The organism is Bradyrhizobium sp. STM 3843, from assembly GCF_000239815.1.
GTDB lineage: Bacteria > Pseudomonadota > Alphaproteobacteria > Rhizobiales > Xanthobacteraceae > Bradyrhizobium.
On the sequence record NZ_CAFK01000300.1, the window covers coordinates 43868 to 59640 of the forward strand.

9 protein-coding genes and 1 pseudogene are annotated in these 15773 nt (G+C 63.1%); 5 read left to right on the forward strand and 5 right to left on the reverse strand.

The features are described from left to right. Nucleotides 1–36: 36 nt before the first annotated feature. Nucleotides 37–2922: a winged helix-turn-helix domain-containing protein gene (locus BRAS3843_RS31935; protein WP_008973342.1), complete on the forward strand. Its 2886-nt coding sequence runs from the start codon at nucleotides 37–39 to the stop codon at nucleotides 2920–2922. Between the two features lie 133 nt (nucleotides 2923–3055). Here the strand turns inward: BRAS3843_RS31935 and BRAS3843_RS31940 are convergent, their stop codons facing one another. Beyond that, entirely contained in the window at nucleotides 3056–5911 is a 2856-nt protein-coding gene (locus BRAS3843_RS31940) for a winged helix-turn-helix domain-containing protein (RefSeq protein WP_244425526.1), read from the reverse strand. Nucleotides 5912–6333: 422 nt separating this feature from the next. On the opposite strand from BRAS3843_RS31940, the gene BRAS3843_RS39985 reads away from it, so the two are divergent. Beyond that, a complete protein-coding gene (locus tag BRAS3843_RS39985) occupies nucleotides 6334–6564 on the forward strand; it encodes a hypothetical protein (RefSeq protein ID WP_008973344.1) in 231 nt (76 codons plus the stop codon). 211 nt (nucleotides 6565–6775) lie between these two features. Here BRAS3843_RS39985 and BRAS3843_RS31945 read toward each other — a convergent pair whose 3' ends face one another. Further along, nucleotides 6776–7852, reverse strand: coding sequence for a lactonase family protein (locus tag BRAS3843_RS31945; RefSeq protein WP_008973345.1), 1077 nt, complete (start codon nucleotides 7850–7852; stop codon nucleotides 6776–6778). A gap of 303 nt (nucleotides 7853–8155) precedes the next feature. On the opposite strand from BRAS3843_RS31945, the gene BRAS3843_RS31950 reads away from it, so the two are divergent. The 3 genes from BRAS3843_RS31950 (at nucleotide 8156) to acnA (ending at nucleotide 13104) form a co-directional block, all read left to right on the forward strand. Beyond that, nucleotides 8156–9061 carry a GntR family transcriptional regulator gene (locus BRAS3843_RS31950; protein ID WP_008973347.1) on the forward strand — a complete coding sequence of 302 codons (906 nt, stop codon included), beginning with the start codon at nucleotides 8156–8158 and terminating at the stop codon, nucleotides 9059–9061. A 93-nt stretch (nucleotides 9062–9154) separates the two neighbouring features. Continuing rightward, nucleotides 9155–10474, forward strand: a complete 1320-nt coding sequence (locus BRAS3843_RS31955; protein WP_008973348.1) for an MFS transporter — start codon at nucleotides 9155–9157, stop codon at nucleotides 10472–10474. 20 nt (nucleotides 10475–10494) lie between these two features. Further along, complete coding sequence (gene acnA, locus BRAS3843_RS31960; RefSeq protein WP_008973349.1) at nucleotides 10495–13104, forward strand: aconitate hydratase AcnA; 2610 nt, start codon at nucleotides 10495–10497, stop codon at nucleotides 13102–13104. A gap of 450 nt (nucleotides 13105–13554) precedes the next feature. Here the strand turns inward: acnA and BRAS3843_RS31965 are convergent, their stop codons facing one another. The 3 genes and pseudogenes from BRAS3843_RS31965 to BRAS3843_RS31975 form a co-directional block, all read right to left on the reverse strand. Beyond that, on the reverse strand, nucleotides 13555–14595 hold the full coding sequence (locus BRAS3843_RS31965; RefSeq protein ID WP_008973350.1) for an ABC transporter ATP-binding protein: 1041 nt from the start codon (nucleotides 14593–14595) through the stop codon (nucleotides 13555–13557). Beyond that, nucleotides 14592–15548: an ABC transporter ATP-binding protein gene (locus BRAS3843_RS31970; protein ID WP_050886568.1), complete on the reverse strand. Its 957-nt coding sequence runs from the start codon at nucleotides 15546–15548 to the stop codon at nucleotides 14592–14594. The genes BRAS3843_RS31965 and BRAS3843_RS31970 overlap by 4 nt, the downstream gene beginning before the upstream one ends. Before the next feature lie 38 nt (nucleotides 15549–15586). Continuing rightward, nucleotides 15587–15773, reverse strand: a pseudogene (locus BRAS3843_RS31975) (ABC transporter permease); the annotation flags it as partial.

The following is a 15773-nucleotide window of genomic DNA, read 5'->3' on the forward strand; positions in this document are numbered from 1 at the left end:
ATGTCACGCGTCGGTTGTCGGGTGGAGATCCCTGAAATGGAGTCCCGCTGGACAAGCAATAGCGGGGCAACCGCTGTTGGACGTCCCGCTCAAACCATCTTCGTCTTTGGGCCGTTCCGCCTGGACGCCGCGCAGAGACGAATCGAGAGATATGGCACGCCGGTCCAATTGCCGGATCGCGCATTCGATATCCTGCTGATGCTGATCGCGCAGGCTGGTACTGTCGTCAGCAAGAGCGATCTGATCACCCGGGTATGGCCCGACTCCAACGTGGACGAGGGCAGCTTGCGTGTCCACGTCGCGGCCCTTCGCAAAGCACTTGGCGAAGACAGTGCCGGCACCAGATATCTGAGCACGGTCTCCGGGCGGGGTTACTGCTTTGTCGGTTCGGTGTCGCGCCTGGAGCGTACGCAACTCGCACCGGTCGCGCCCATCGACGTCTCCAACCTGCCACCGCGACCCCGGCATACGGTCGGACGCAAGCAAATTATCGACGACATATCCGATCAGCTAAGGACCCATCGCTTTGTTACCGTGGTCGGCTCCGGCGGCATTGGCAAGACCACGGTCGCCGTTTCTGTTGGCCACGCCCTGCTCGCGGAATTCGCCGGTCAGGTCTATTTTCTGAGTCTCGACGAGGTCGGCGACGCCGCGCTCGTGCCCGGCGTTGCCGCATCGGCACTTGGGCTGCCGGCGCATTCGAGCGATGCTTCGGATAGCCTGGCGGCATTCCTGCGCAACCGGCGAGTGCTGCTGATTCTCGACTGCTGCGAGCATGTCATCGAAACAGCCGCCGCCCTTGGCGAAAGGCTCTACAAGGAGGCGCCGGAGCTCCACATCCTTGCTACCAGCCGGGAGGCGTTGCGTGTGGAAGGGGAGCACATCCATCGCCTGCTGCCTCTCGCCGTTCCGCCGGACAACCTCGTTCTGACGGCGGCGAGCGCGCGCGCTTATTCGGCCGTCGAGCTCTTCGTGGAACGCGCAGCTGCAGGAAGCGGCGAATTCGAACTAACCAATGCGAATGCATCGGACGTCGGCAACCTCTGTCGCCGGCTCGACGGAATCCCGTTTGCTATCGAATTGATCGCCGGCCACGTGGGCGCATACGGGGTCAAGTCGATGGTCCAACTGCTCGAGAAGCAATTCAACCTGCTATGGGAGGGACGGCGAACCGCACTGCCCCGCCACCGGACGCTGCGCGCGACCATCGAATGGAGTCATGATCTTCTATCCGGGCCGGAGCGCGTGACACTCAGCCGGCTGTCCGTGTTCGTTGGCCCGTTTTCCCTTGAGGCCGCCCGGTCGATCGTCGGCTTCGACGAGACCGATGACAACAACATCATGGCATCTCTCGCGAGCCTCGTCGCCAAGTCGATGCTTGTGCTGACCACAGGCCCTCAATCGAGCCGTTACAGGCTGCTCGACGCAACGCGTGCCTATGCCCAGGAGAAGCTGGCCGCCAGGGCGGAGGCCGCGATGATGGCCCGACGCCACGCCTGCTACTTTCTCGAGCTGCTCGAACACATGGAGGACGATCCGGAAGATCTGTCGGCGATCACCGATCAGTTTGGCAATATACGCGGTGCGCTGACATGGTGTTTCTCGGATCCCGGCGACCGCGGGACCGGCGTGGCCCTCACGGCTGCCGCGATCCCTCTGTTCTTCAAGCTGTCGCTCCTGGCTGAATGCCAGCACTGGGCCACTCGCGCCATCGCTGCGCTCGACGGAACAGATCAAGGCGTCAGGCACGACCTCGCGCTTCATGCCGCACTGGGATCCGCCCGGATGCTCACGGGACAAATCGACGATTTTGGCATTCATTGCGTTGACCGGGCATTCCAGCTGGCCGGCAAGGTCGGCGATGTCGCCGGCCAGATCCGCCTCATTGACCGGCTGCATCTGCTTCAATTGTTCGCCGGTCATTTTGACGACGCCTTGACGACCGCCAGGCGCGGCGAAGCCATTGCTCTCGCCAGTGAGGATTCCGCCGCACTGGCGCGCACGCGCGTGCTGCTCGGCATCTCCTGCCACTACCTTGGCGACGTCACCGCCGCCCGTTCGCATATCGAGTCCGCGCTGCTCCATCCTGACCTCGAGGCCAATATCCGCGGCGGCTTGACGATCGATTACCCCAGGCGTGCTCACATCACGCTGGCTCGCCTGCTCTGGCTTCAGGGATATCCCGATCAGGCGACGGACCTCGCACGCCAGGCCATCTCCGACGTCATGGCCGTCAACCATCCGATCACGCTCTGCAGAGCGCTGGTCTGGGCGTTTGATATCTTCTACTGGAATGAGGATCTTGAGGCCTACGAAGAGCACATCGACGGGGTCGTCCTGGAATCCCGCAGACATGGCCTGGCCATTCTGCAGGCCGTAGGCGAAGCCATGAAGGCAATCGCACTTTTAGCGCGAGGAGCGACCGATCCCGGGCTCGGAATGCTGAAAGGCGCCGTCGGAACGCTCCAGGGCCATCGTTTCGGTGCCGTCGCGGGGCTTCGCGCGCCGCTCGCGGCCGCGCTGGCGGTTGCAGGGCGTGGTGACGAAGCGTTGGACACCATCGATCAGGCGATTGCCCAGGCCCGGCGTTGCAGCTTCCTGATGGATATGCCCGACATGTTGCGCGTCAGGGCGGAAGTGCTGATGCGCAAGGGCAACGCGAACAGCTTGCAGGCGGAACGGAACCTCGAGCAGTCACTGGAGCTTGCCCGAAATCAGGGAGCGCTGGGTTATGAGCTGCGGACCGCGATCAGCCTTGCGAGGCTATGGTCGCGGCAAGGCCGGCACAAAGATGCGCACGACCTGCTTGCGCCAATCCATGGGCGTTTTACTGAGGGCTTCCAGACAAGCAGCCTGAAGGCCGTGGGCGAATTGCTCGGCCACTTGAGCCCTCCCCGTTCGGGTTCACTCGCGGCCAGTTGAGCCGGTTGCACGGCAGACGCGTAGGCGGCAACCGACCGGTACGGCGAGCAAATTGCGAATGTTCCGGAAGTCTATGGGCGCAGGCATCAAACGGATGCGCCCCATGTGCCTCGCCTGACACCGCTGGCTAACCTCACCCGTTCGATAGCTGCGTTATCATCGCTTCTGCAAGCCTTAGGTCCGAGGTCTCGAAGCCTTCGGTAAACTTCTCGTACACGGTCCCGAGAATGCCGTGCGCCTCGGCGGGACGGCCCAGGCTGATCCTCAGTCGCGCAAGACTGATCGCCGTCCTCAGCTCCCAAGATAGCGCCCCCTGGCTGCGCGCCAGCTCCAGCGCTCTGCTGAAGGCCTGTTCGGCCGCAGGAGCGGAGCGATCCTTACCAGGATGGAGAAGCAACTCTCCTTTGATGCGCAGGAGCTCGGCCTCGTACCAACGTTCGTCCCTCGCCTCGCAACGGGCCAGCGTCGCGTTGATCGTATCAAGCCCCTGCGACACATCGCCGGCCTCGCCGAGGCCTGCCGCTAGTTCGCCCAGAGGAAGCAGGAAGCGCGGCAAGAACCGGGCCTCGCCGGCCAGCTCCAGCGCATCACGGAGCGTGGACAATCCGGCAACGAAAGCGCCGCGCCGTATCATCACAACCCCGCTGAACGCATGCGCCCACACGTTCCACAGGTGGATCGGGTGACGTTCCGTGTGCGCGATCAGCGATGCGCAATGCCGTTCCGCCGCATCGAGATCACCCGCGAAAAGCGTGATCGGGCAGGCACCCTGGCCCAGCACGCTGCAGAATGTCAGAGCGTGACCCATGATACGGCCTTCCTCGACATTCTCCTTGACGACGCTCAATGCCTGATCGGCGAACCCGAGCAGCCACAGGATGCGCGCATAGAAATAGTGTGCGGCGGCACGTGGATCGAACCGGAAACGAATGACCTGGGATTTTGGCGGAAAATCCGACAAACGCGACAATGTCCGCGTGATGTAACGATACGCCGACCTCTGGTCGCCGAGAAAGTGCATCGTGGTGGCGAGAAGCCGGTCCGCCATCATACGGTCGACTGAATTGTCGGACTCTGCCACGACCTCTGCGAAGCGTCGTGCGAATTCCAGCGCCTTGCGGATGTCACCATTGTTGAACTGATCGATGCACAGCCCCCAGAGCGCACGCAACAGGTAGTCGCTGTCTCCGAGCTGCTCGGCGAGCTGCAGGGTCATGGCCCATACGGGACCAGCCTCCCGAGCCCTGCCAACGCCGTACATGAGCGACCAGCCACGCGCGGCGGACAATTGCATGCGCAGCCGCGGCGCGTTCGCGGCAGTGTCGTCAAGTCTTGCCCGCGCGCGCTCAGTGCGCTCGCAGCATTCGGCGAGCAGCGACAGCTGGACCCATAGCGGGACCGCAGCCGCGGTCAGCGCCGCCCCGATTTGCGCGTCTCCGCCAGCCGAGAATGCCCAATCGAGGCTGCTGCGCACGTTGTCGATGTGCCGGCCATAGATGGCAAGCCATTCGGTCTGCGGTAGCAGTTCTCTGTCGGCTTCTGCACAGGCAAAGAACCCGCAATAATATTCTGCTTGGCGACGGGCCGCATTGGGATACTCGCCGCTCGCGTGTAGCTTCTCCAACACATAAGCACGCGTCGTGTCGAGCAGGTGATAGTAAGGGCGGTCGCCGCGAACGTCGGCGACGACGAGCGACTTGGCCACTAGATTGGCCAGCTCGCCGATGACCTCGCCCATGTGTTCGCCGGCAACCGCAATCGCTGCGTCGGCCAAAAATTCTCCGGCGAATATGCCGAGTTTCCGCAGCACCTGCGCCTCGCCTTGCGAGAGGAGATCGTAACTCCAATCGAGCGTCGCACGAAGCGTTTGCTGCCTGGGCAGTGCCGTTCGCCGGCCGGTCGTCAGGAATTTGAATCTATCGTCAAGAAGTGCTGCGATTTTCGGCGGGCTCAGCATGACCGAACGCGCCGCTGCAAACTCGATCGCGAGCGGAATACCATCCAGTCGCCGGCAAATGGCGACGACGGCGCTGAGATTTTCCTGGTCGAACGCAAAGTGGGAGCCGAGCGCCTTTGCCCTGATCATGAACAATTTCACCGCGGTGTGTTCGAAGGCGGCCTCAGGCGCAATCAGAGGTTCGGACGGTACGCCCAGCGGCGGCACACGATAAACGTGTTCACCGTCGATACGCAGCGCCTCGCGGCTCGTTGCTATCACGGTGGTCTCGGGGCAACGGCTGACGATCGTCTCGGCCAGTCGGGCGACCGCATCAACGACGTGCTCGCAGTTGTCGAAAACGAGCAGCAGCGGCCGGGCGCCGATGACTCGCGCAACGGATTCCGGCGAAATCGCCTCGCCTTCCAGTTTGGTGCCAAGCACGCCCGCGACGGCGGAAGGAACGAGCTCGGGATTGGACAGTGAGGCGAATTCGATCAGCAATCGATCGGCTGCAAAGCCTGCCGGCGGCGACCGCGCCGCCTGCAGCGCAAGCGCGGTCTTGCCGATCCCGCCTGGCCCGACGAGGCTCACCACCCGATAGGCCGACAGGAGATCCCACAGATGGGAAATCGCAGCGCCGCGGCCGACGAGATCGAACGTCGCCGGGGGTATGTTGGTTGTCGGCATCGAGTCGGATGCGGCCGACCGGAGTCGTCTGTCCGTAGGCTGGATGCGCCACGTCCCCAGCAGGCGATAGCCACGGCCGACAGTCGTCCCCAAAAGTTCCCGATCAGGGCCGAGGGCCTTGCGGATCGCCCCGATATGCACCCGCAGCGCACTCTCCTCAACGGAGAGGCCCTGCCACACCCGTTCTGTCAGCTCGGTCTTGGAGACCAGTTCGCCCCCCGCGCGAACCAATTCCGCGAGGATATCGAATGCCCGCCCGCCCAATGGAACCGGATCTCCCATTGAGCGCAGTTCTCGTTTGGCAAGATCAATCTCCCATCCGCCATATGCGAAGATGGGGCTTTGGCCTGGTTCAGCCATCATTGGGATAGCCCCAAGCGTTGAACGCTCCCAGCTTACCATCAACCGCTTCAATAAAAGCAAGCCACTAGCGGGAAAAGAAGACCGGCGATCACCGGCTGAGCTCATTCAGAGAGGTGCGCCTCTTACAATTGTTAGCAAATTTTCCAACATTAGTGCCGATGGCCAATAGCAACGATTTCGCTCACCATTTCACTCTTGTTAGTTGCATGGACACCTTGCGGTACGCTTGCTATTTTCCACTGGATGCAGGTCCATGAATTGGCTCATTGGCGTTTACAGCCATTTCCCGGAGCTCGCATCTGCGACATCGTGCAAAGACGAAAACCTTCGTTCAATTAATACTATCCATCCCGCGCATATACGAACATCTTTGTCGAGCGGGCCGAGGCATTCTTGGCTTCGCTTTGTCAAGGAGACGTTCAATGACTAAACTGAAGCTCGTGTCGGCCGGCCTGATCGTTGCAGCCATGTTCGCATCTCCCACGATCGCTCGCGAGAGCCACGCAAAGGCAAGACGGACCGCCCACGCTTATGCAGCGCTTCACCGCGCGCCGGTCGCCTCCAAGCGCGGCTGCGTGCGGGCTCCCGACATCGGCGCGTACGCAACGGCCCCCTGGCGCCAGCCTCCGTGCGAACCGGCGGCGAGCTACTGAGTTCACGAGACGACGAGGACCACAAGCGCGGCCTGCACATTGGTGCCGATCTGAACAGGATCGCTCAACGGCTTCAGGGTCTTCTCCCCCGGATCGCAGGAAGAATGGCGACTTGCTTCGCAGTGGTCATTCTTCCGACTAGCCGGCTCTTCAGAACCAAGAACACACACTTTCATAGCCGCGTCGCTGGTTGCGCTTCGCTCAAGATTGGTCAACCCTGTCTGAAGAGAATACAAACCGGACTCCCGACATTGATAGCCTCGCCGGTCGTGACAAGGCGACCGGTGACCGCATCGCGCTTGAACGAGTTGATCGTATCGGTGTCCTCGTTCGCAGCGAACACGAATTTGTCCGACAATGCGAGCGCAAAGAATCTCGGTGTCTTGCCGCCGCTCGCCGTCCAGCCGACTGGTGACAGCCGGCCGCTCGCCTGATCGACAGCGAGAATCGCGATGCTGTCGTCGCCGCGATTCGAGGCATACACGAAGCGTCCGTCGGCCGACACGGCAATCTCGGCCGCACGGCTGTTGGCCGTATACGCGTCAGGCACCGCAGAAACAATCTGGAAAGGACTAAGCGCGCCGGTCGCGAGATCGAAGTGATAGGCCGTGACGGTCGAGTCAAGTTCGTTGACCACGTAGGCAAGCCGCCCACTCGGATGGAACGCGACGTGGCGTGGCCCCGCTCCTTCGCGCGCTTGCACCGGTTTGCCGGCGAGCATCAGCTTTCCCTTCTCGGCATCGATCCTGTAGGTGAAGACCAGATCGAGCCCCTTGTCCGGCACGACGATGAAGGCGCCTGACGGATCAAATTCGACCTGGTGCGGCTTGGCAAAGGGCTGCTCCACCCGATGAGGCCCGATCTTGCCCTCCAGCTTGACGAGATCGATCACCGCGCCGAGCGAACCATCCTCCTGACGCGACAGCAGCGCAAGCGTGGACGTGATGTGGTTGGCAACCACCACGAACCGGTTGGTCGGATCGACCGCGAGATGGACGGGGTTCTTTCCTTCCGTGCTCTGCCGGTTGATCACGGCAAGCTTGCCGCTGACAGGGTCGATCGCCATCGCGGTTATGTCGCTGAGATCGCCATGCACTGTGTAGAGAAAGCGTCGGCTACGGTCGAAAGCCAGAAACGACGGGTTGACGAGATCGGCAAGGAGCTGGACGTGGGTCCAGGCGCCGGTCGCATTGTCCATCGCATAGACGTTAAGCCCGTTGCCACGGGCATTGCGCTCCTTCGTGGTACGCGCACCGACATAGACGAATGAGCGAGAGCCTTCGAGCATATTGTCCTCCGAATGGGACGTCTGTGCCTGAGATAACGCGGATGTGCCGGGCCATGCAGCGCTCATTGCACCGGCAGCGGCGAGGCCCGCGAATGTGCGCCGCGACAGAGTGGCGCCGCGAGGCCGGTCCGGCGTGGGACATACAGCAGAATTTTCGGGCATCTTGGCTCCCCCCCCAATTGCTTTTTATTTTTTAAAACACAATAATGTACAAGACGCAAGAACCACCCTTCCAGCGCCCCGCTTGTGCAGTCCGCGCCGTTAAGCGACATCTCCTTGAGAGAGGATCAACCCGAGTCGCCCATGCCCCGCCCCAATCTCGCGACCCAGATGACCGCGCGGATCCTCGACTACATCCGCGCCAATAGTTTGCAGCCTGATCAGCATCTGCCGAGCCAGACGCTGGCGGATGCGCTGCGGGTCTCGCGGGCACCGATCAACGCAGCGCTGCAGATCCTCGAGGACATGAAAGTCGTGCGCTCCGAGCCCAATCGAGGCTTCTTCTTGGTTAAGAGCGTCGCGGAGCTTCCGGACCTGCCGGATGCTTTAGATACCGAGCCAGAACGCGAGGACGAATGGTACTTCGCGATTGCCGAGGACCGGCTGTCCGGAAAGCTCCCGGACAGGATCAGCGAGAACGAGTTGATGCGCCGCTATGGCCTCTCGCGCACGCGCCTCCTGAAGATCCTCACCAAAATAGCCGAGGAAGGCTGGATTGAACGCCTGCCCGGCAATGGCTGGGCGTTCGGTCCGCTCCTGACCTCGCGCGAGAGCTATCAACAGGGCTATCAACTGCGCGTCGCGCTGGAGCCGCAGGCTCTGCTGCTGCCGAGTTTCGAGATCGATCGGCCCGCGTTTGCCGCGGCGCGCGAGCAGCAGCAATGGCTGCTGGACGGCGGCTATAAGCGCGCGTCGCGCTCGGAGATCTTCGACGCCAACGCCGAGTTCCACGAAATGCTGGTCGGCTGCGCGCGCAACCCGTTCTTCCTCGATGCAGTGAAGCGCGTAAACCGGCTGCGCCGGCTGGTGGAATACCGCATCACGGTGGATCGCAGCCGTCTTCCTATTCAGTGCCGGGAGCACATCAACATCCTGACATTGCTGGAAAAAGGCCTGCGGCAGGAGGCGTCGGACTTCCTCCGCGTGCACATCGAGGGCGCCGGTTTGATCAAGATCCGAGGTCTGATCCAAGGATATTGCATTTTATAATATAAAATGCATACATGCCTGTAAGGCGCCCGCCTGCAGGGGGGTTGGCGTTGCCGACAAGCCCCGAGGAAACGCAGCAAGGGAACGCCGTCCATGTCCGCCACCGCAGCGACCATCGAGCAATCCACCATGCGCAAGGTGCTTTGGCGCATCGTGCCTTATTGCTTCGGCCTCTACGTCATCTCATATCTCGACCGCGCCAATATCGGCTACGCCGCGCTTCAGATGAACAAGGAACTCGCGTTGTCGAGCGAGGCCTTCGGCTTTGCCGCCGGCATCTTCTTTGTCGGTTATTTCCTGTTCGAAGTGCCGAGCAACATCGCCCTCAACAAATACGGCGCGCGGATCTGGATCTCGCGGATCCTGATCAGCTGGGGCATCGTCGCCACTGCGAGCGCCTTCGTGCAGAGCGCGATGCAGCTCTATGTCCTGCGCTTCCTGCTCGGCGTGGCTGAAGCAGGCTTCTTCCCCGGCGTCATCATCTATCTAACCTACTGGTTCCGCGCCAAGGAGCAGGCAACGACCGTCGCGCTGTTCACCGCGGCCATCCCGGTGTCCTATCTGATCGGCGCACCGCTGAGCACCTGGATCATGGATCACGTCGCGGGCTTTGGCCTCAGCGGCTGGCGCTGGATGCTGCTGTTCGAAGGCGGCCCCGCCATCATCGCCGGTATCGCGAACTACTTTATCATGACCGATCGCCCCGAGCAGGCCAAATGGCTCACGCCCCAGGAGCGAGACTGGCTCACCGAGGAGCTACGCAAGGATCAGGCCGGCCGACGCAACGTTCAGCATCTCGGCGTCGTCGCCGCGATCACCAATCCGAGAGTGCTGTTCCTGTCGGTGATCTATTTCATCTACCAGGTCGGCAATCTCGGCATCGGAATGTGGATGCCCCAGATCATCAAGGACTTGTCGACGTCGCTGACCAATTTCGAGGTCGGGCTCATCGCCATGCTGCCCTACGCCTTTGCCACGGTCGTGATGGTGCTGTGGTCGCGCAACTCCGACCGCACCGGCGAGCGGCAGAGGCATTCGGCGATACCGCTGTTGTGGGGTGCTGTCGCCTTGGCGCTCACCGGGCTCGTGGCACAGCCCGCTGTGGCCATGGGGCTTATCTCTTTGTCGCTTGCCGGCATCTACGCCTTCAAGTCGCCGTTCTGGTCGCTGCCGGGTCTGTTCCTGACGCGCTCGACAGCGGCGGTGTCGATCGCCGCCATCAACTCCATCGGCAATCTCGGCGGTTTCGCCGGCCCCTACGCCATCGGCGTCATCAAGGACTGGACCGGCAGTACCTATGGCGGACTCCTGTTCCTCAGCGGATTGCTGTTCGTGTCGTTCCTGATGACCTGGTTTGCCCGAATGGAGAACGCGGACGAACGGCAAGCGCAAGCTGCCGGGCAACACGCCTGATGGATAGGCAGGATACAAAGATGACTGGGTTCGGAACGCTTCGCTGCGGATCGCAGACTTATCGTATTGCCGACATCGCGGCCCTGGCGGGTGAGGACCTCCCTCGCCTGCCCGTGATCCACCGTATCCTGCTTGAGAACGTATTGCGCATCGGCGGTGCGGACCGCGATGCGTCGGTTGCGGCCATTCTCGGTTGGGACGGACGCAGCGAACGTGAAATTGCGTTCCAGCCCTCCCGGGTTCTCATGCACGACACCACCTGCGGCCCTGCCCTGGTCGACATTGCAGGCCTGCGCGCTTCGCTGGCGGAGGCCGGCGGCGATCCCAACCGCCTCAATCCGGTTCTCCCGGTCGACGTCTCGACCGACCACTCGCTCGGTGTCGACGTGTTTGCGCAGCCCGACGCAATGGCCCGAAACATGGCCCATGAGCTCGCGCGCAACGGCGAGCGTTATCGCTTCATGAAGTGGGCCAGCCAGGCGCTCGACGGCGTTCGCGTCCATCCACCCGGCACCGGTATCATGCACACGCTGAACCTCGAGCGGCTCGCCACCGTGGTGACGACGTCGCGTTTGGATGGCGAGACGTGGGCGATTCCCGACACGCTGATCGGCACGGACAGCCACACTCCCATGATCAACGGCATCGGCGTGCTCGGTTGGGGCGTCGGCGGGCTTGAAGCCGAAAGCGTGATGTTCGGCATGCCCGTCACGATGCGGGTGCCCGACGTGGTCGGTGTCCGCCTGACAGGCCGACTGCGCGAGGGCGTGCTCGCGACAGATCTCGCATTGACAGTAACCCAATGCTTACGGCGGATCGATCTCGCTGATCGCTTCGTCGAATTTTTCGGGCCTGGCGTTTCCGCGCTCTCGGCCGGCGACCGGGCTGTCGTCGCGAACATGACTCCGGAGTTCGGCGCCAACTCCGGTTACTTCCCGATCGATGACCGAACCCTCGATTATCTCGCACAGACCGGCCGCTCGCGCGAACATGTCGCGCTGGTCGAGGCCTATGCCCGGCGCCAAAAGCTCTGGTTCGATCCGGAAGCCGCGCCGCACTATAGCGAGATGATCGAAATCGATCTCGACGAGGTCGACGTCAGCCTAGCCGGCCCTCGGCGCCCGCAGGACCGCATCCCCGCCAGCAAGACCGCAGAAACGCTGTCCGTAGGACGCGCCGCGGCGACCGATGCGGATCGCAATCCGCCGACCAATGGCGCGGTCGCGATCGCAGCGATCACGAGTTGCACCAACACATCAGACCCGCGGCTCCTCATCGCGGCGGGTCTTGTCGCCCGCAAGGCGCGACAATTCGGGCTCAAACCGCCAGCCTGGGTGAAGACGTCGCTCGCGCCGGGCTCGCCGACCGCCGAGCGCTATCTGCGACGTGCGGGCCTGCTCGGCGACCTCGAGGCGCTCGGCTTTGGCGTCGTCGGCTATGGCTGCACGACCTGCATCGGCAATTCCGGGCCGCTGGCGCCCCGCATGGCAGGCGCAATGGCCGAAAAGCAGATGGCGCCGGTTGCGGTGCTTTCGGGCAATCGCAACTTCCCTGGCCGCGTACATGCGCAGATCGAACTTGGGTTTCTTGCCTCGCCGCCGCTCGTCGTCGCCTTCGCACTCGCCGGCGACGTCGCACGCGACATCTTGCGTGATCCGATCGCGCGCAATGCCGCCGGGGCCGAGGTGCGCCTCGGCGACATCTGGCCGACCGACGACGAGATCGAAATGGCGCTGGCGCTCGCGCGCGATGCCGACGACTATTCCGCCGCTTTTGACGCTGCGGAAGCCAGCGCTGATTGGGCTGCATTCGATGCGCCCGGCACGACGCTCTTCCCTTGGGATGACAACTCCACCTATATCCGTCGTCCGCCGTTTGCAGGCTTTGGCGGCGGCACTCGCCTCGGACATTATTCAGCGACACCGATATTAGTGCTTGGCGACGACATCACGACGGATCACATCTCGCCTGCGGGCGCGATCCCGGCTAGGAGCGATGCTGCGGAGTACCTCATCGCGCGCGGTGAGGACCCGCACGATCTCAACGTCTTCGCCTCCCGCCGCGGCAACTGGGAGGTGATGCTGCGTGGGCTCTTCACCAACAAGAGCGTGCGCAACCTGCTCGGCTCCGGCCTGCCGCCGGGCCAAACGATCGTCGCAGGTTCCGGTGAACGGCTCTCGCTCCGGCTCGCTGCCGAGCAATATGAAAGGCAGCAGCGCCCGGTCGTCATTGTGGCCGGGGAGCGCTACGGCATGGGCTCTTCCCGGGACTGGGCAGCGAAGGGCGTCGCGCTACTCGGCGCGCGAGCCGTGCTGGCGCTGAGCTTCGAGCGCATCCACCGCTCCAACCTGATCGGCATGGGCGTCCTGCCGCTCCGCCTGCCGCCCGACCGGCCGCCGCAAGCACTGGGGTTGAGCCCGGACGATAGAGTGGAAGTCGACGCCCCCGTCGAAGCCCTCAAGCCGCGTGCAGCAATCAACGTTCGCATACTGCGCGATAGGGTCGAGATCGACCGGTTTGTCACAATCGCTGCGACAGAGACCAACCTCGAATGCGAGATACTGCGCGCAGGAGGGCTGCTTCCTCGGATCCTACGGTTAAACTTAGGCGGCGGCTCAACAGGTCAATGAGGCTCCTCGAAGGCTGCCCTCGCATCGGAATTGATCACTTCGCGGCATGCTCACCTGAGCAGGCGTGATCAGCAAGGTTGGCACGGAAGATCGCACCAGTTTCACATCAGAATCAACCGATCAAAGCACAACGGAGTCTTCCCGCCCACAGCGCGGCACCCGGCCTCGACTTCCGGTTTCGTCCATAGATATGCGGAACAGTGGCGACATCGCCGCGGCCTCGGTTGTTGTCCTGTTGGTCGTGATAACGAGGTTTGCAACCATTCGAGATCGTGCAGGCACGACCGGCACGTGCGTTCGTCTCCGCGAACGTCCATGCCTGACTGCAAGTGGGATATTCAGTCCGAAAGACGTTCGCCGGGCCCGCAAGGCGGGCTGATCTCCCGACACGCCGAAGCGCCCGTTGGATTTGCCGGACAGCCTGTCCGAGCACATCCGGCGACGACTAGTTCAAGACCGGATTTGAATGAACGTCTCCGCTAGATCGCTCGCGCGATGACAGGCGACGTAATGGGAAGGGTCGATGGCATCGAGGGATGGAAGCTGCTGGCGACAACGGTCGACCGCAGCAGGGCAGCGCTGCACGAACCGACAACCTGGCGGTGGATCGACCGGGCTCGGCGGATCCCCCTTCACCAGATGGCGCTGCTTCAGTGCGTCGCGTACCGGCCCTGGCGGCGCAGCGGCCGCAATGAGCGACCAGGTGTACGGGTGACATGGCGCGGTGAAGAGTTTGGCCGCCGAACCCTGCTCGACGATCTTGCCGAGATACATCACCGCGACCTCGTCGCAGAACTGCTGGACCACGCCGAGATCATGCGAAATGAACATATAGGTGAGACGGCGCTCGCGCTGCAGCCGCTTCAGCAGATTGAGGATCTGGGCCTGGATGGCGACGTCGAGCGCGGACACTGCTTCGTCACAGACGATCAGGTCCGGCTCCGGCGCCAGCGCACGCGCGATGCACAGCCGCTGGCGCTGGCCGCCGGAGAATTGATGCGGAAACAGATCGGCGGCCTGCGGCGGCAGCCCGACTTCCGCGAGCAGCTTGCGCACGCGGTCATCGCGTTCGCTGCCCGAGCCGATGCCTAGCAGGTCGAGTGGCTCACGGATCTGGTCGCCGGCGCGGCGGCGCGGATTGAGCGCGGAGAACGGATCCTGGAACACGATCTGCAGGTGCTTGCGCATCTCGCGCAAAGGTGATCCCGAGAGATCGGCAATATCCCGGCCCGCAAACACCACCTGCCCTGATGTGATCGGCGCCAGCCGCAGCACCGCCAGCGCGGTGGTCGACTTGCCGGAGCCGCTTTCGCCGACGATGCCAAAGGTGGTCCCGCGGCGGACGCGGAAGCTGACGCCGTCGACAGCATGCACGAAGGATGTCTTGCCGAACGGACCTTGACGCCCAGCAGGAAAGTGCACGACCAGGTCGTTGACGTCGAGCAGATGGTCCGGCGCGGCCGGCGATGCAGCGGTGTCCAGCACGCTCATGTCGTACCCCCCGCCTCGCGCCAGCAGGACACCGCATGGCCGGGCCCGATCGGATCGAGCGCAGGCTGCGGCCGGGAGCGGCAGATGTCGGCGGCCAGCGCACATCGCGCCAGGAACGCGCAGTCCGCGCCGCGCGCACCGAGCGGTGGCACCATGCCGGGAATTTCCCCGAGATCGACCCACGGCTTCGGCGCCCGGCCGAGCGTAAAATGCGGTACGCAGTTCAAGAGGCCGCGCGTATAGGGATGGCGAGGCGCCTCGACGATATCAGCCGAGACACCGGCCTCGATGCAACGTCCGGCATAGAGCACGAGGATTTCGTCAGCCAGTTCCGCCACCGCTCCGAGATCGTGGGTGATGAGCAAGACCGCGGCGCCGGTCTCCTGTTGCAATTCCGCCAGGAGATCGAAGATCTGCGCCTGCACCGTGACGTCGAGCGCGGTGGTCGGCTCGTCGGCGATCAGGAGCTTCGGCCGGCCGGCAAGCGCCATGGCGATCATCACGCGCTGGCGCATGCCCCCGGACAGTTGATGTGGATAGGCATCGACCCGCTGCTCGGCAGCAGGGATCTGCACGACGCGCAAGAGCGCAATGGCCCGCTCGCGCGCCGCGCTGCCGCCGAGTCCCTGATGCCAGCGCAACACCTCGGCGATCTGATCGCCAACCGTAAACAGCGGATTGAGGGCCGTCATTGGCTCCTGAAAGATCATCGACATCGCCCTGCCGCGTAGGCTGCGCATCTCCTTCGCGGACAGCGACAGCAGGTCCCTGCCCTCCAGCAGGATTCGCCCCGAGGTGATGACGAAATCTTCCGGCAGCAGCCGCATCAGGGCCAGCGCCGTCATGCTCTTGCCGCAGCCGGACTCACCGACCAGCGCAGTGGTCTGGCCGTGTGCGACGCTGAATGACAGGTTCTCGATCACTGATACCAGGTGGCCTTCGGCATTGCGCATCGAGACGTTGAGACTGTCCACTTCGAGCAGCGTCACTGTCAGGTTCTCCGCCGCAGACGCGGGTTGATCGCATCATTGATGCCGTCGCCGACCAGGCTGATCGCGAGCACGGCGAGGAAGATCGCCGCGCCCGGAAAGGTGACGGCCCACCACGCATCCAGCATGTAGTTGCGGTTCTGGCCCAGCATGAGGCCCCAGCTCATGATGTTGGGATCGCCAAGGCCG